Below are 15,967 nucleotides of genomic sequence, written 5' to 3' on the forward strand. Positions count from 1 at the left end.
CGATCGGTCGCCTCAAGGACCCTCCACCTCTAGACGCGTCCTGGCTAGGGTGCGTTGATCCCAATCAAGGATTTCCCGTTCGCCGAGTCTAAACACGGCCGATGACAGTCAGTTTCACCGCCGAGCTCGACGCCGTCGCGCGACCCTGGCTGAAGACCCTGGGCAAGGCCGGCGGGACAGACGCCAGGACGGCCCCGCTGTGGCTGCTGGCCGATGTTCCGGCCGCGATCGCCTTCGCCGCCGGCCTGGCCCTGGCCCTCGACGCCCTGCCGCGCGGCCTGGCCGCCGCCGCGCCCTGGCTGGTCGTGCTCGCCCTGGCAGCCGCCGCGCGCGGACTGCTGGCCAAGCGCGCCGCCGAAGTCGGGGCCCAGGCCGCCGCCGGGGTGAAGGCCAAGGCGCGCGGCGACGCCGTCGCCTCGGTGCTGGGCGGCGCCCTGACCCAGGGCCGCGCCACCGGCGGCGAGGCCCTGTCGACCGTGGTCGAGGGGATCGAGGCCCTGGACGGCTATGTCGCCCGTTTCACACCGGCCCGACTGGCCTCCGCGGTCGCGCCCCTGCTGGTCATCGCCGCTGTCGCCGTCGCCACGCCCGTGGCGGCCGGGATCCTTCTGGCGACCCTGGTCCCGTTCGGCTTGGTCATGGCCCTCGCCGGCGGCGCCGCGGCGGAGGAGTCGCGGCGGCAGTTCCTGGCCCTGGAGCGGCTCTCCAGCCTGTTCCTCGACCGGGTTCGCGCCCTGCCTTTGGTGCTGGCGTTCCAGGCCGAGGGCGCGGTGACCCGCGACCTCGCCCTGGCCGCCGACGACCTGGCGCGGCGGACGATCCGTGTGCTGAGGGTCGCCTTCCTGTCGTCGGGGGCGCTGGAGTTCTTCGCCGCCCTGTCGGTGGCCCTGGTGGCGGTCTATTGCGGCTTCAACCTGCTGCGCCTGCTCCCCTTCCCCGTTCCCGAACAGCTGGATCTCAAGCGCGCCTTCTTCGCCCTGGCCCTGGCGCCGGAGGTTTATGTCCCACTGCGCCGTCTGGCCGCCGCCTATCACGATCGCCAGGCCGCCGAGGCCGCCGCCCTGACCCTGGCCGCCCTGCCCGCCCCCGCGCCCGCCCCGCCGGCCGTGATCTTCGCCGCGCCGCCGCCCATTCGCTTCCAGGCGGTGACCGTGACCTATGATCCCGGCGAGACCGCCGTGTTCGAAGGCTTCGATCTCGACGTCGCGCCGGGCGAGGTCGTCGCCCTGCTGGGGCCCAGCGGCAGCGGCAAGACCACCTTGCTGAACCTGTTGCTCGGCCTGGCGCCCCTGAGCGGCGGCGAGGTGTCGGTCGGCGACCAGCGCCTGTCGCATCTCGGCTCGATCGCGACATCGGTCGCCTGGGCCGGACAGTCGCCGGTGGTTCTGCCGGGAACCTTGGCCGACAACCTGGCCCTGGCCCATCCCGGCGCGACACGGGACGCTCTGGAACAGACGGCCCGCGCCGTCGGTCTGGCGGACGTGCTGGACGGCCGGGGCGGCTTGGACGCTCGGCTCGACGAGCGCGGCGCCGGCCTGTCCGGCGGCGAGCGACGCCGGCTGGGCCTGGCCCGGGCCATGCTCAAGCCCGCGCCCATCCTGCTGCTGGACGAGCCGACCGCCGATCTCGACGCGGCATCGGAGCAGGCCCTGCTGCCGATCCTTCGCCAAGCGGCGGCCGGCCGCACCACCCTGATCGCCACCCATTCCGAGGCCGTCGCCGCGCTGGCCGACCGGGTGGTGCGGCTGTGAGCTCCAGTCCCCTCGCCGTTCTGATCCGCCAACAGCGAAAACGCCACGCGGCCGGCCTGCGCCTGGCCGCCATCTCGGCCGCGGTCGTCGGGGCCGGATCGGTGCTGCTGCTGGGCCTGTCGGGCTGGTTCCTGACCGGCGCGGCGATCGCCGGCCTGGGCGGACTGGCGGCGGCCCAGGCCTTCAACGTGCTGCTGCCCAGCGCCGGCATCCGCCTGCTGGCCATCCTGCGCACCGCCTTCCGCTACCTGGAGCGCCTGTCGAGCCACGCCGCCGCCCTCAAGGCGCTGGCCGCCATCCGCCCGGCCCTCTACGCGTCCCTGGCCGCCGCCCCGCCCGCCCAGGCCCTGGCCCTGTCGCGCGGCGAGGCCTCGGCCCGGCTGGTGCAGGACGTCGACGCGGTCGAGACCCGGCTGATCCGCCTCTCCGCCCCCTGGGGCGCCGGGGCGGCGGTCACCGCCGGCCTGGCCATGACCGCGCCCGCCGGTTGGGGTCCGGCCCTGGTCGTCGCCGTGGCCGCGGCCGGCGCCGTGCTGAGCGGCCGCGCCCTGGCCCGCCGCCTGACCGCCCGCACCGGCCCCGCGATCCAGCAGGCGGCCGGCGACCTGAAGGACGCCCTGGCCGCCTACGCCGCCGCCGCGCCCGAGCTGCGGGTCTATGGCGTGCAAGACCGAGCGGCCGCCGAGATCGCCGCCAAGGGCGCGCGCCTGGACGCCCTCAGGCGCGAGGCCGTGGCGGCCGCCGGCTGGCTGATCGCGCTGCAGGGCGCGATCCTCGGCCTCGCCGTCGCCCTGGTCCTGGCCTTGGCCCGCGATGCCGCCACGCCCCTGGCGGCCATGGCCGGCCTGGCGACCGCCATGGCGCTGGAAGGCCTGGCCGGAGTCGGCAAGGCGTTCGAGCAGGACGCCGGAGCGGACGCGGCGGCCAAGCGGCTGGATACGATTTTGGTCCATGGACCGAACGCGGCGCGCGCCCAGGCCCCGCCGGATCGCCCCAGCCTCGACTTCGGCGGCCTCACCCTGACGGCGGGTTCGCGGCTGGTCCTGACCGGCCCCTCGGGTTGCGGCAAGACCACGGTGCTCGAACGGCTGCTGGGCCTGCGCGCTCCCCCAACAGCCGCTCATCCCGGCGAAAGCCGGGACAAACGGTTGTCATGCGGAGGCCAGGAGCCCGACGCACGAACCCGCGCCGCTTTCGCCCACGCCCCGCAGGACGCGGCGATGATCGCCGGGACCGTCCGCGCCAATCTCGCCCTCGCCGGAACCCGCGCCGACGAGGCCCTGTGGGACGCGCTGGCCGACGCCGCGCTGGAGGCCCGGGTCCGCGCCCTGCCCCAGGGCCTGGACACCTGGATCGGCGAGAACGGCGAGCGGCTGTCGGGGGGCGAGCGGCGGCGGCTGTCCCTGGCCCGGGCCCTGCTGCGGGACGCCCCCTGGCTGCTGCTCGACGAGCCTACAGAGGGGCTGGACGCCGCGACCGAGGCCCTGATCGTCGAGCGCCTGGACGCTCGCCTCAAGCGCACCGGCCAGGGCCTGATCCTGGTCAGCCATCGTCCCGCGCCGCGTGCCTTGTGCGATCTGAGACTGCCAATCGCCGCGCCAACGGCTATAGGGTAGCCGACCTTGCGCAGCGGAGACCGCTATCACGTGATGACCACGGTTTCGGCCGGCACGCTGCACAGCGATCTGCGGCCCCGGGCCTATCTGGCGGCCATGGCCACGGTCCTGGCCTGCGCCCTGATCCAGCTGGCCCTGCCCCCCGGCTTCACCGCCCCCTCGGCCTTCCTGTTGTTCGTGCCGGCCGTGCTGATCAGCGCCGCGGTCGGCGGCCTGGCGCCGGGCCTGTTCGCCACCGTGCTGGCGGCCGGAGCGGTCTGGCTGCTGAAGGTGCGCGGAACGCCCGACCAGGCCACGGCTCTGTCCAGCCTGGTGTTCGTGATGATCGGCTTCGGCATGTCGGTCGGCGGCGGCTGGTTTCACGCCGCCCGCTCGCGCGCCGCCGCCATGACCCATCACCTGCAGTCGATCCTCGACTCCGCCCCCGACGCGGTGATCGTCATCGACCCGGCCGGGGTGATGACCTCGTTCAGCCCCGCCGCCGAGCGGCTGTTCGGCTGGGCTTCGTCCGAGGCGATCGGCCAGAACGTCAGCCTGCTGATGCCCGAGCCGGACCGCGCCGGCCACGACGGCTTCCTGGCCAATTACAGCCGCAGCGGCGAGAAGCGGATCATCGGCACCGGCCGCGTGGTGGTCGGCAGGCGCAAGGACGGCACGACTTTCCCGATGGAGCTGGCGGTCGGCGAGACCCGGGGCTCCCAGCCGTTCTACACCGGCTTCATTCGCGACCTGACCGAGCGCCAGCACACCGAGGCGCGACTGCGCGACCTGCAGACCGAGCTGGTCCACGTCTCGCGCCTGACCGCCATGGGCGAGATGGCCTCGACGCTGGCCCACGAGCTGAACCAGCCGCTGTCGGCGATCGCCAACCTGCTGACCGGCTCGCGCCGCCTGCTCGACCGCGGCCGCCCCGAAGACCAGGCCAAGGTCCGCGACGCGGTCGACAAGGCTTCGGCCCAGGCCCTGCGAGCCGGCGACGTGATCCACCGCATGCGCGAGTTCGTGCGGCGCGGGGCCAGCGAACGCGCGCCCGAGAGCCTGTCCAAGGTGGTCGAGGACGCCGCCGCCCTGGCCCTGATCGGGGCGCGGGAGCATCTAGTGACCACCCGCCTGCAGCTGGACCCCGCCGCCGACGCGGTCTATGCCGACCGCGTGCAGATCCAGCAGGTGCTGGTGAATCTGATCCGCAACGCCGTCGACGCCATGGCCGACTCCCCGCGACGCGAACTGACCATATCGAGCCAGCGGCTCGACAACGGTTCCGTTCAAGTCAGCGTCACCGACACCGGTTCGGGCATTAGCGACGATTTCCGCGAGCGGCTGTTCCAGCCGTTCATGACCACCAAGGCCGAGGGCATGGGTGTGGGTCTGTCGATCTCGCGCTCGATCATCGAGGCGCATGGCGGTCGGATCTGGGCGGACCCGAACCCAAAGGGCGGGACGGTGTTTCACTTCATTCTGCCGCCCAGACGAGACAACGAGGACGTGATCGATGAGTGAAGCCGTGGTCCACGTGGTCGACGACGACGAGAGCGCCCGCGAGTCCCTGGCCTTCCTGCTGGAGGCCGCCGACTTCGAGGTGGTCAGCCACGCCTCGGCCCTGGCCCTGCTGGAGGCCCTGCCCCTGGACGGGGCCGGCTGCGTGATCACCGACATGCGCATGCCCGACATGACGGGCCTGGAGCTGGTGCGCGAGCTGAACGCCCGAGGCTCCCGCGTGCCGATCATCATGATCACCGGCCATGGCGACATTCCCCTGGCCGTCGAGGCCATGCGGGCCGGGGTGGCCGACTTCATCGAAAAGCCGTTCGGCGAAAGCCGCATGCTCGACGCCCTGAACCGCGCCCTGGAAGCGGGCCCGCGGCCGGAGGCCGCCAAGGCTTCCGACGAGGCGGCCGTGGTCCGCCAACGGCTGGAGACCCTGTCGGAGCGCGAGCGTCAGGTGCTGGACGGCGTCGTCGATGGCCAGCCCAACAAGGTGATCGCCCGCGAGTTGGGGATCAGTCCGCGCACGGTCGAGATCTATCGCGCCAAGCTGATGGCCAAGATGCACGCCGACAACCTGGCGGCCCTGGTGCGGATGACGCTTTCGGCCAGGCGCGGCTAGCCGCGCGGGACGATCGCGTCGTGCAAACCGTCCTAGGTAGTCCTCCTTAGGCGTAGGTCCCGACTGTACCGCTTGGCTCCGGCGAAGGAGATTGGGCGGGAGAGAGATCGGAGACCTTGATGCTGTCCGTGGCCCAGACTCCCGCGCCCACCGCCCGCCAGCCGGCGGCGATCGTGCTCGACGGCCTGCACCACACCTATGGTCGCGGCGAGACGATCTTCGATGAGGGCGAACCGGCCGATCGGATCTACCAGCTGATCTCCGGATCGTTGCGCACCTGCAGGATTCTGCGCGACGGCCGGCGGCAGATCGAGGCGTTCCACTTCGCCGGCGACGTGTTCGGCCTGGAGAGCGGCGAGACCTATCGCGTGGCGGCCGAGACGCTGAGCCCGACCATCGTGCGGGTGATGCCCCGCTCGGCCCTGGAAGCCCTGGCCTGCGAGCGCGGCGACGTCGCTCGACGCCTGCTGGAACTGACCACCGACAGCCTGCGCCGCGCCCAGGACCACGTGCTGATGCTGGGCGGCCGCGCCGCCTGCGAGCGCGTCGCCGCCCTGTTGCTGGACCTGGCCGAGCGCACGGGTGCGCGGGCCTTGCTCGACGTGCCCATGACCCGCCAGGACATGGCTGACTATCTGGGCCTGACCATCGAGACCGTGTCGCGCACCTTCACCCAGTTCCAGCACGACGGCCTGATCGCCCTGCCCACCACCCGCAAGGTGCTGCTGCGCGACCGCAGCGCCCTGGAAGCGATGGTGGACTGAGCCTAGTCCTCGGCCGTCTTCACGATCACGGCGTGGCCGTTCAGATTGTGCAAAGTCAGCGCGCCCCGCTGGGCCATGCGGTCGTTCACCAGCTGGGTGACCCCCGTGCAGGACGAAAAGCCGTAGTCGTCGAACACCACCACGCCGCCCACCGGCATGCGCGGCCAGACCCACTCCAGGACGTGCAGGGCGGAGTCGTAGACGTCGACGTCGATGTGGCAGAGGCAGAACCGCCGGTCGGCGACCTGGTCTCCGGTGTCGTCGGGGAAGATCCCCGTCAGCAGGCTGACGTTGGAAAGCCCGAGCTGGTCGGCGAGGTCCAGGACGATCCGCTGGGAGGTGTCGGCGTGCTCCCCGCCCTTGTAGTACCGGTCGGCCGGCCCGGCCTTCACCACGCCCGCGAACGTGTCGCAGAGATAGACCTTGGCGCTCGATCCCAGCGCCTGGACACGCTTGGCCATCAGGCAGCCGGTGCCGCCGCGCCAAACGCCCACCTCCAGGATGTCGCCCGGGACCTTCAACGCCTGATCGACCAGGCGCCACAGCTCGAAAGCCCGCATGTGGTCCACCAGGGTGTTGGGTTGGACGGTCTTGTAGACGGCCAGGAAATCGGGATCGTCCAGCCACGGCGCGTAGGTCGCCATGGGATGAATCGGTTCGTATCCAAACTGCATCGACCCAATCCTCGAAGCTGAACTCTCCTCCAATGCGGGCGCTCGCCGGGCGGCGTCAACCCGGATGGAGGCCGGTCTATGACGACGCCACGTTCATCCACACCGACGCCGTCTCGCCCGGCGCGAGGATCGCAATGCCGCTGTCCTCGCCGTTGAACGGATCGGGGCGGTTGGCGACCGGCTCGGCGCAGACGAAATCGGCGCCCGGCGGCGAATAGACATGCAGCCAGCGGCAGTCCGGCGAGGCGGTCAGGGTCGTGCCGGCGCCGCCCGGCGCCGACAGGGTCGCGACGCCGTTCCAGCCCGTGTAGCAATTGTCGATCAGGGCCGAGACCGCCGTCGGCGCGCCCGCCGCCCAATCCGAGCGCCATGGGCCCGCGACCTGGGCGGTGGGCAGGCAGTCGTCGTCGATCAGCCAGACGCCGGTCACCCCGGCCCGCAGGCGCTCGCCGTCGCGGGTCGGGAAATAGGGATGGAAGCCCAGGCCGGCGGGCATCGGTTCGGCGCCGGTGTTGGTCACCGACAGCGCTTGGCGCAGGCCGTGGTCGCCCAGGGTGAAGCGCTGCTCGGCGCGATAGGCCCAGGGCCATTCGCCAGGCGCGTGGTCGAAGGCCAGCACCGCCTCGGTCTCGCCGGCCGACACCACGCGCCAGGCTCCGCGCCAGGCCTGGCCGTGCAGGGCGTGCGGATGGTCGCCCAGGTTCGGCGACAAGGCCACGTCGTGACCGCCGAAGCTGAAGCGCCCGTCACGGATGCGGTTGCAGAACGGGACCAGGGCGAAATTTCCCGTGTCCAGCACCTCGGTCGCCCCGGCCGGCGCCGGCCGCAGCACGTCACGGCCGTCCCAGACGAACCGGCCGACCGAACCGCCCAGGGCGGGCAACAGCTCGACACGAGCGCGGGCGGCTTGCAGGACGACGGTCATGGGGGCCTCGAAGCAATAGCGCTGACGCGGCCTGCCTACGCACATCGTCCCCCTGAAACAAGCGCCCTTCCCCAACGTCGCCCTAGGCGCGACGGGACGCCCGTCGCATCATCCGTCCGAATAGAGGCGGAGCGGATGAACAGACCCCTGGACGGCGTGCGCATCGTGGCGGTCGAGCAGTACGCCGCCGGGCCCTACGGCACCCAGCTGCTGAGCGAGCTGGGCGCGCGGGTGATCAAGATCGAGGCTCCGTCCCTGGGCGGCGACATCAGCCGGAGCCTGGGCCCCTACTTCCTGGGCGACCAGGACAGCCAGTTTTTCCAGACCTTCTCGCGCGGCAAGCAATCGGTGGCGCTGGAGATCAAGACGCCCGAGGGGCGGGCCGAGTTCGAGCGGCTGGTGGCCGGCGCCGACGCCGTAGTCAACAACCTGCGCGGCGACCAGCCCGAGAAGCTGGCGATCCGCTACGAGGACCTCAAGCACATCAATCCCGCCGTCGTCTGCGCCCATCTGTCCGCCTACGGACGAGGCAACAGCCGTGAGGCCTGGCCGGGCTACGACTATCTGATGCAGGCCGAGGCGGGGTTCATGACCCTGACCGGCGAGCCCGCCGGGCCGCCGGTGCGCTTCGGCCTGTCGATGGTCGACTTCATGACCGGCTCGGTGTTCGCGCTCGGGATCGTCTCGGCGATCCTCGGGGCGCGGACCACCGGAGTGGGCTGCGACGTCGACGTGTCGCTGTTCGACGTGGCCCTGCACCAGACCTCCTATCCGGCGGTGTGGGCGATGAACGAGGGCCACCAGGTCGGCCGTCCGCCACGCGGGGCGCATCCCTCGATCAGCCCCTCGCAACGGGTGAAGACGAAGGACGGCTGGGGCATGCTGATGTGCCAGACCCAGCGCTTCTGGGAGGTCTGGTGCGACTTGGTCGGCCGGCCGGAGCTGAAGACCGATCCGCGCTTCCTCGACATGCCGGCCCGCCGCGCCCACCTAGACGCCCTGACCCCGATCCTCGACGCGATCATGGAGCAGCGGACCGGGGCCGAGTGGATGGGCTATCTGGGCGGCCGCGTGCCGTTCTCGCCGATCGCCGATCTGGCCGACGCCTTGGATAACCCGTTCGTCGCCGAGGTGGCCATGCGCGACCGCATCGACCATCCGGCCCGGCCCCAGGGCCTGGACATGCTGGCCTGCCCGATCAAGGTCGACGGCCAACGAATGCCCGCCGCCCGCGCCCCGGCGATGGGCGAGCACAACCACCTGCTGCTCGGACGGCCAAAAAGGCGGGAGGGAGCATGAAGCTCGACGGCGTCAAGGTTCTGGACCTGTCCCTGTTCCTGCCCGGTCCGATGCTGACCCTGATGATGGCCGACCACGGGGCCGACGTGATCAAGGTCGAGCCGGTCGGCGAGGGCGAGCCCAGTCGTCATATCGGCCTGTCGACAAACGATCTGACCGTCTGGTTCCGCAACACCCATCGCGGCAAGCGCTCGGTGCAACTGGACCTGAAGAGCGCCGAGGGCCAGGCGGCGTTCTGGGCCCTGGCCGGCGAGGCCGACGTGCTGGTCGAGGCCTTCCGCCCGGGCGTGGTCGACCGGCTGGGCGTCGGCTACGAGGCCGTGAAGGCGGTCAATCCGGGCATTGTCTACTGCTCGATCAGCGCCTTCGGTCAGACCGGCCCCTATCGCGACCGTCCGGCCCACGACCTGGCCGTCGAGGCCCTGGCGGGGCTGGTGGCGCTGAACGAGGGCCAGGACGGCAAGCCGGCCATGCCCGGCCTGATGGCCGCCGACGCCCTGGCCTCGCTGACCGCCTTGTCCGGCGTGCTGATGGCCCTGCTGCGGCGGGAGAAGACTGGCCAGGGCGATCATCTCGACGTCGCCATGCTCGACAGCCTGATGGCCTGGACTCCCAACGCCACCGGCCCGGTGTTCGCCGGGGGGCGCGCCAACCTCCCCAAGGCCGAACGCTCGTGGGGCGGGGCCGCGATGTTCAATCTCTATGAATGCGCGGACGGCCGCTGGATCGTGCTGGGCGGCTCGGAGGTGAAGTTCGCGGCCAATCTGCTGGAGGCCCTGGGGCGGCTGGACCTGCTAGACTACGGCAAGCTGTCGCCGGGCCCGGGTCAGGAGCCGCTGCGGGCCTTCTTTCGCGAGACCTTCCGCACACGGAGCCAAGCCGAGTGGGAAAGCTGGTTCGAGGGCCGCGACATCTGTTTCGCGCCGGTCCGCAGCCTGAAGGCCGCCTTCGATGATCCGGCCGTGGCGGCGCGCGGGATGATCGCGCGGGACGCCGATGGAAACGCCGTGGTGGGCACGCCCCTGGTGTTTCGTGAGGAACCCGGGCGCGTGGATCCCAGGGCGCCGGACCTGGACGAACATGCCGGCCAGGGATGGCATGCCGCCCGCCCGCGTCCGCCTAGATCGTGACAAGGCTGTCAGCGACAGTAGCGCGACGGCCGAACGCGGGGCACAACAGCGAGGCTTACGATTCCGGCGCCAGGAGCTTCGCCCGTGAACCCAGACTTCCCGATGACCCGTCGCGGCGCGGCCGCCGCGCTCCTCGCCCTCGCGGCCGCCCCCGCCCTGGCCCCGGGCTCGGCCAAGGCGGCGATGCAATCCTACACCGTCGTCGGCAAGGTCGAGCGCCTCGACCCGGCCCTGGACGCCCTGATCGACGCCGACGCGCCGGTCGAGCAGGTGCTGGACGGCTTCACCTGGAGCGAGGGCCCCGTCTGGGTCGGCGGCAAGGACGGCTTCCTGCTGGTCTCCGACGTGCCGGCCAACAAGATCATGAGCTGGTCGCCGGCGCGCGGCGGCGCGGTCTGGCTGTCGCCCTCGGGCTATGCGGGTCCTGAAACGATCAGCCTGCGCGAGGCCGGCTCGAACGGCCTGATCCTGGCGCGCGGCGGCCTGGTGATCGGCGACAGCGGCAATCGTTGCGTCTCGTTCATCGACCTGAAGACCCAGAAGAAGACGGTCCTGGCCTCCAGCTTCGACGGCAAGCGCCTCAACAGTCCCAACGACCTGGTCCTGGCCCGCGACGGAGCGATCTACTTCACCGATCCGCCCTGGGGCCTGAAGGGCGACTGGAGCTCGCCCTATCGCCAGACGGAGTATTCGGGCGTCTATCGCCTGGGGACCGACAACGTCCTGACGATGATCGACAAGACGATCGAGCCCAACGGGGTCGGCCTGTCGCCCGACGGCCGGACGCTGTACGCCACCGACCGCAAGTCGGGCTGGGTCGCCTGGGACCTGGACGCCAAGGGCGCGCCCACCGCCCGCCGGCAGCTCGTCGACCGCGCCGCGACCGGCATCGACGGCGGCGACGGCCTGAAGGTCGACCGCGCCGGCAACCTATGGGCCTCGAGCAAGGACGGGATCTCCATCTTCACCCCGGCCGGCAAACGGATCGGAATCATCCGGGCCGACGACGTGATCTCCAACTGCGAGCTGGCCGCCGACGGCCACCTCTACATGTCGTCCAACCACCGCGTGATCCGGGTCAAGGTGAAGGCCAGGAAGCTGGCGGCCTGAATCCCGTCGGCGCCCTTCGGCCTATTGCTGCACCTCGCGGCGCCAGGCCGCCGGGCTGGCGCCGACCTCGCGGGTGAAGACCCGGGTCAGGTGGCTCTGATCGGCGAAGCCGCAGCTGAGCGCCACGTTCGACAGCGGCATGCGGCACGAGCGGATCAGATCCTTGGCCGCGTCCAGTCGCCGCTGGACCAGCCATTGGTGCGGCGTGGTGCCGAACGAGCGCCGGAACGATCGCGAGAAGTGGCCCACCGACAGACCGCACTGGCGGGCGACCTCGGTCAGCGGCACCGCGCCGTCGAGATTGGCGGCGAGGATCTCCTTCGCCCGGCGGGTCTGCCAGGGGGCGAGCCCGCCGCGCGCGCTCCGCGACATCGCGACCATGCCGCCGTAGCGGGTCGCCACATGGGTGGCCACGGCCAGGATCAGGTGGTCGACGAACAGTCGATTATGGACCGCGCCGTCCCGGGCGTTGGCCAGGATCGAAGCGCCAAGGCCGGCGATCGTCGAATCCACCAGGCCGACCCCCGGCGTGTAGTCGAGATCGCCGATCGGGACGGCGTTGCATTCCGCGGCGATCGCTTCGAAGGCGGCGCGAGGGATGTGGACGTGCAACGCGTGATAGGGCTGGTCCAACAACAGCCGAGGATCGCGCCGCAGGTCGTGGAACAGAACCTCGCCCGCCGCCACGTCGCGAACCGGGGCCGCCACGCCGCCCTCCCAGCACCGTTGCCTGGGGTAGTCGCTCAGCTGCAGGCGGACCACCAGGGTGTCGGTCCGCGGGGCGGGGGACGAGACGTCCTGTGTCGGCCGCAGCCGGACCTCCGCCGCGGCGACCTTCCACTTGCCCACGCCGGGCGGGGCGACAAAGAGGCCGGCGAGCTCGGATCCAGCCATTTCCGCGACGCTACGGACAATCATGACGCGCTCCCAACACTGTTCGGACGTGGCCAGACGATCGGCCGAACATTGGCGCCGGTAAATCCCGGATGGGTAGGCGTCGGACGCCCGATCGGGTGGTCGCCCTAGTCGTCAAGCCGGATCACGCGCCGGCCGAACAGCCGCGCATCCAGCGAATAGGCGCCGCCCCCGGTCAGCACGAGTCCGACGATATGCAAGGCGTTGAGCGCCAGCACCGCGGAAAGCGTCCCGTCCGCCTTGGCCGCGCCGAACATCACCAGGACCGCGCAGGCCGCCGCCGCGAAGCGGGTCAGCAGCCCCGCCGTCAGGGCGGCCGCCAGGAAGAGGAGGGGCAGGGCCGGCCAGGGGGATTCCAGCGCGGGACCGCCCAGGGCGAACACCAGCACGGCCGCGGCGGCCAGGCGCCCGATCAGGAGCGTCACGCCGATCAGACCGCCTGGAAACATGGCGCCGAGAAACATGAGAAGCGTCCTGTTCGAAGCCACAGCGCTATCTCGATCGACACCCTTTCGTTAAGCTTCCAACGGGGGAGCCGCGCGTCACTCTTTCGAGATTTCGCGTGGGCTTGGCTCGTGAAAGCAAGGCTCGAACGTTCGCGGCCGGCGGAGACGATCAAGCATGAAGACGGCGGCCAGACTTCTGTACGCGATCGCCGTTCTTCTGGGCCTGGCGCTGGGCGGTCCGGCCCGGGCCCTGGACCCGGCCCGGACGATCCCCCAGTTCAAGCACACCAGTTGGACGGCGGAGGACGGGGCGCCGACCAACATCTGGGCCTTGGCCCAATCGGCCGACGGCTATCTGTGGCTGGGCGCGGCCAGCGGCCTCTATCGATTCGACGGCGTGACGTTCGAAGCCATCCCGCTGGCCGACGACCACTATTCGCACTCCCATCATATCAACGCCCTGCTGGTCACCCGGTCGGGCGAGCTCTGGGCCGGTTATCGTCGGGGCGGCGTCGCGATCTTTCGCGATGGCAAGCTGCGGGAATTTCCGCAAGCCGGCAGCGAAGGAATATTGACCATGACCGAGGACCAGGACGGCGCCGTCTGGGCCGCGTTCAGCACGCCCAAGCACAATCTGGCGCGGTTCGTCGGCGGCAAGCAGCAGGACGTGGACGCGTCGTGGAACCTGCCCGAAGGTTACATCATGGACCTGAGGGTCACCCGCGACGGCACCTTGTGGGTGGCGATCGACGGCAGCCTCTCCTTCCTGCGGCGCGGTGCGAGACGCTTTGAACGCACCGATGTGGTGATGGGGGCCGGCGCCGGTCTGACGGAAGACGCGGGCGGGCGTCTGTGGGTCTCGGATTCCCTCGGGGCCCGCCCCCTCCCGAATGTCGCCAAGGGCGAAACGGCCAGGCGCGGCGCGCCGGCGGGCTATATCGTGTCGGACTCCGCCCGGTACGCCCGCATCCTGTTCGACCGCGACGGCAGCCTCTGGGGCACGACCTTCTCGACCGGCGCCTTTCGCGTCGCCAAGCCGGACGTCGCCTTCGCGACCAACGAACGGACATCAAGGCCGCGCGCCGAAACCTACGAGGCCAAGGACGGGCTGAGCTCCAACAAGGCCGTGCCGATCCTGGAGGATCACGAAGGCAACATCTGGATCGGCACCTCCGCGGGCCTCGACCGCCTGCGCACGGCCAACGTCGTGGTCGAGCCCGGGATCGCCCGGTCCTCACGCTTCGGCTACATGCAGTTCGTCGACCGTGACGGCGCGATCTGGACGGCCGACAGCGACACGGTCTACCGGGCCTCGCCCGGCCAGGCGCCCAGAATGATCCGCGACCGCCTCGACAATCCGACGGCGCTTTGCCAGGACAAGGCTGGCGCGATGTGGCTCGGCGCGAACAACAGCCTGACGCGGCTGGGCGGCCGGCCGCGAACGGTCAAGCCGCCCGTCGCCCGAGACGATCCCTACTCCGGATGCGTGGTGGACGACCGCGGAGACCTCTGGCTGGCCCTGTTCGCGACGGGCTATGGCCGGCTTGACGCCAGGGGCCGATGGACCGTGTTTCCGCCGCTGGCCCCCGAGCTGGTCCACAGCAATATCACGATCGATCGTCAGGGCCGCCTGCTGCTGCCGACGCCGAGGACGCTGTCGCGGGTGGCCGCGGACGGCGCCGTTCAGACCCTTCGCCCCTCGCCCAAGCTTGCCGTGGGCGGCCTGCGCGCGATCTATCAGGGGCCGAAAGACCTGCTGATCGGTTGCGAATTCGGATTGCTGCGCCTGACCGGCGACCGGTTCCAGGCCCTGCAGGTCGCCCGCTTTCCCTGGGCCAAGGGCGTCCAGGGCGTCGTTCAGACCCCAAACGGCGAAACCTGGATCCTCGGCGCGCTCGGCGTCGTCCAGATACGGACGAAAGACCTCGCGCGGGCGTTCGACGATCCCGCGCGACCGCTGAACTACCGGCTGTTCGATCTGAGGGACGGGCTGCCTGGCCCGCCCCAGCAAAACGGGGTCAGGGACGTCGTCATGGGCGGCGACGGACGCATCTGGATCCTGACGCTCGAAGGCGTGGCCTGGATCGATCCGGCCCACATCGCCCGCAACGCCCTGCCGCCGCCCGTCTCGATCCGCTCCCTGACGGTCGACGGCCGCGTCTATCGCGACCCCCGCGACCTGACCCTGCCCAAGGGCGCGTCCAAGCTGCAGATCGACTATACGGCCCTGAGCTTGGGCATCCCCGAACGCGTGCGCTTCCGCTACCGGTTGGAGGGCGTCGACAAGGACTGGGTCGATGTCGGCGGCCGGCGGCAGGCCTTCTACACCAACCTCAAGCCCGGCCGGTATCGCTTCCAGGTCGTGGCGGCCAACAATGACGGGGTGTGGAACGACCAGGGCGCGGCCCTCGCGATCGAGATTCCGCCGACCTTCATTCAGACCAATCTGTTCCGGGCCCTTTGCATCCTGGCCTTGATCGGCCTGCTCTGGGGCCTCTACGCCTTGCGGCTGCGGCAAGTGTCCGATCGCATCCATGGTCGGCTGCAGGTTCGGATGGCCGAGCGCGAACGCATCGCCCGCGAGCTGCATGACACCCTGCTGCAGGGCATCCAGGGCCTGATGCTGCGCCTGCAGTCGGTCGTCGATCAGATCCCCGCCGACCTCCCGGCCCGCCAGGCGCTCGAGGGCGCGCTCGACCGCGCCGACGACGTCATCGTCGAGGGCCGCGACCGGGTGAAGAGCCTGCGCGCCGACAAGGCCGGCGACTTGCACGACATCCTGGCCGAACTGGTCGAGCGGCTCGGCCTGGAGCCGGCGATCAAGGTCCGCATGGTGGTCGAGGGCACGCCCCGCCGCCTGCACCCCCTGGTCCGCGAGGAGATCGAGCTGATCGCCTCCGAGGCCCTGTTCAACGCCCAGCGCCACGCCCAGGCCCGCGCGGTCGAGATCGACGTCGGCTATGGCCGCGGCGCCCTGAACGTGCGCTTCCGCGACGACGGGGTCGGCCTCGACCAGGCCGTGCTCGACAGCGGCGGGCGCGAAGGCCATTTCGGCCTGACGGGGATGGGCGAACGGGCTCGCAAGATCCAGGCGGAGTTCGAGATCCGCAGCCGTCCGGGCGCCGGCGCGGAGATCGAGTTGACCATCCCGGCCGGCGTCGCCTACCTCAGTCTCGGTCGCCGCGCATGGCCCTTCGCCGCGCGCCGCGCCCTGACAAGCGAGCGCTGAC

13 protein-coding genes are annotated in these 15,967 nt (G+C 71.0%); 9 read left to right on the forward strand and 4 right to left on the reverse strand.

Translation table 11 applies throughout. The features are described from left to right. The first annotated feature begins 101 nt into the window (after positions 1–101). The 5 genes from cydD (at position 102) to fixK (ending at position 6,238) form a co-directional block, all read left to right on the forward strand. The gene (gene cydD / locus ASD38_RS10930) at positions 102–1,751 is read left to right on the forward strand and encodes a thiol reductant ABC exporter subunit CydD (RefSeq protein ID WP_056460010.1); all 1,650 of its coding nucleotides are present in this window, start codon (positions 102–104) and stop codon (positions 1,749–1,751) included. After that, entirely contained in the window at positions 1,748–3,367 is a 1,620-nt protein-coding gene (locus ASD38_RS10935) for an ATP-binding cassette domain-containing protein (protein ID WP_082554718.1), read from the forward strand. The genes cydD and ASD38_RS10935 overlap by 4 nt, the downstream gene beginning before the upstream one ends. 6 nt (positions 3,368–3,373) lie before the next feature. Beyond that, the gene (locus ASD38_RS10940) at positions 3,374–4,867 is read left to right on the forward strand and encodes a PAS domain S-box protein (RefSeq protein ID WP_056440577.1); all 1,494 of its coding nucleotides are present in this window, start codon (positions 3,374–3,376) and stop codon (positions 4,865–4,867) included. Further along, the gene (gene fixJ / locus ASD38_RS10945; protein WP_056440575.1) at positions 4,860–5,474 is read left to right on the forward strand and encodes a response regulator FixJ; all 615 of its coding nucleotides are present in this window, start codon (positions 4,860–4,862) and stop codon (positions 5,472–5,474) included. The genes ASD38_RS10940 and fixJ overlap by 8 nt, the downstream gene beginning before the upstream one ends. A 119-nt stretch (positions 5,475–5,593) precedes the next feature. Next, positions 5,594–6,238: a transcriptional regulator FixK gene (gene fixK / locus ASD38_RS10950; protein ID WP_056440573.1), complete on the forward strand. Its 645-nt coding sequence runs from the start codon at positions 5,594–5,596 to the stop codon at positions 6,236–6,238. A gap of 2 nt (positions 6,239–6,240) precedes the next feature. Here fixK and ASD38_RS10955 read toward each other — a convergent pair whose 3' ends face one another. Beyond that, entirely contained in the window at positions 6,241–6,882 is a 642-nt protein-coding gene (locus ASD38_RS10955) for a TylF/MycF/NovP-related O-methyltransferase (RefSeq protein ID WP_162250231.1), read from the reverse strand. A 106-nt stretch (positions 6,883–6,988) separates the two neighbouring features. Further along, complete coding sequence (locus ASD38_RS10960; RefSeq protein ID WP_056460013.1) at positions 6,989–7,837, reverse strand: aldose 1-epimerase; 849 nt, start codon at positions 7,835–7,837, stop codon at positions 6,989–6,991. A 135-nt stretch (positions 7,838–7,972) separates the two neighbouring features. Here ASD38_RS10960 and ASD38_RS10965 point away from each other — a divergent pair, with 135 nt between their 5' ends. The 3 genes from ASD38_RS10965 to ASD38_RS10975 all read left to right on the forward strand — a co-directional run bounded on the left by ASD38_RS10965 (position 7,973) and on the right by ASD38_RS10975 (position 11,376). Further along, positions 7,973–9,136, forward strand: a complete 1,164-nt coding sequence (locus tag ASD38_RS10965) for a CaiB/BaiF CoA transferase family protein (protein ID WP_056460015.1) — start codon at positions 7,973–7,975, stop codon at positions 9,134–9,136. Next, complete coding sequence (locus ASD38_RS10970; RefSeq protein WP_056460017.1) at positions 9,133–10,266, forward strand: CaiB/BaiF CoA transferase family protein; 1,134 nt, start codon at positions 9,133–9,135, stop codon at positions 10,264–10,266. The genes ASD38_RS10965 and ASD38_RS10970 overlap by 4 nt, the downstream gene beginning before the upstream one ends. An 84-nt stretch (positions 10,267–10,350) precedes the next feature. After that, positions 10,351–11,376, forward strand: a complete 1,026-nt coding sequence (locus tag ASD38_RS10975) for an SMP-30/gluconolactonase/LRE family protein (protein WP_056460020.1) — start codon at positions 10,351–10,353, stop codon at positions 11,374–11,376. 21 nt (positions 11,377–11,397) lie between these two features. Here the strand turns inward: ASD38_RS10975 and ASD38_RS10980 are convergent, their stop codons facing one another. Next, complete coding sequence (locus ASD38_RS10980) at positions 11,398–12,294, reverse strand: helix-turn-helix domain-containing protein (protein ID WP_200946003.1); 897 nt, start codon at positions 12,292–12,294, stop codon at positions 11,398–11,400. 104 nt (positions 12,295–12,398) lie between these two features. Then, entirely contained in the window at positions 12,399–12,755 is a 357-nt protein-coding gene (locus tag ASD38_RS10985) for a hypothetical protein (protein ID WP_056460024.1), read from the reverse strand. A gap of 157 nt (positions 12,756–12,912) precedes the next feature. Here ASD38_RS10985 and ASD38_RS10990 point away from each other — a divergent pair, with 157 nt between their 5' ends. Continuing rightward, positions 12,913–15,966, forward strand: coding sequence for a sensor histidine kinase (locus tag ASD38_RS10990; protein WP_056460028.1), 3,054 nt, complete (start codon positions 12,913–12,915; stop codon positions 15,964–15,966). Position 15,967 lies beyond the last annotated feature (1 nt).

The organism is Caulobacter sp. Root487D2Y, from assembly GCF_001427165.1.
GTDB lineage: Bacteria > Pseudomonadota > Alphaproteobacteria > Caulobacterales > Caulobacteraceae > Caulobacter.

What these genes read in the sequence shown, in the direction of transcription:
- ASD38_RS10980 (WP_200946003.1), bottom strand. Translation starts at nt 12,294, where the DNA reads ATGATTGTCCGTAGCGTCGCGGAAATGGCTGGATCCGAGCTCGCCGGC.
- ASD38_RS10965 (WP_056460015.1), top strand. Translation starts at nt 7,973, where the DNA reads ATGAACAGACCCCTGGACGGCGTGCGCATCGTGGCGGTCGAGCAGTAC.
- fixK (WP_056440573.1), top strand. Translation starts at nt 5,594, where the DNA reads ATGCTGTCCGTGGCCCAGACTCCCGCGCCCACCGCCCGCCAGCCGGCG.
- fixJ (WP_056440575.1), top strand. Translation starts at nt 4,860, where the DNA reads ATGAGTGAAGCCGTGGTCCACGTGGTCGACGACGACGAGAGCGCCCGC.
- ASD38_RS10960 (WP_056460013.1), bottom strand. Translation starts at nt 7,837, where the DNA reads ATGACCGTCGTCCTGCAAGCCGCCCGCGCTCGTGTCGAGCTGTTGCCC.
- ASD38_RS10955 (WP_162250231.1), bottom strand. Translation starts at nt 6,882, where the DNA reads ATGGCGACCTACGCGCCGTGGCTGGACGATCCCGATTTCCTGGCCGTC.
- ASD38_RS10985 (WP_056460024.1), bottom strand. Translation starts at nt 12,755, where the DNA reads ATGTTTCTCGGCGCCATGTTTCCAGGCGGTCTGATCGGCGTGACGCTC.
- ASD38_RS10970 (WP_056460017.1), top strand. Translation starts at nt 9,133, where the DNA reads ATGAAGCTCGACGGCGTCAAGGTTCTGGACCTGTCCCTGTTCCTGCCC.
- ASD38_RS10990 (WP_056460028.1), top strand. Translation starts at nt 12,913, where the DNA reads ATGAAGACGGCGGCCAGACTTCTGTACGCGATCGCCGTTCTTCTGGGC.
- cydD (WP_056460010.1), top strand. Translation starts at nt 102, where the DNA reads ATGACAGTCAGTTTCACCGCCGAGCTCGACGCCGTCGCGCGACCCTGG.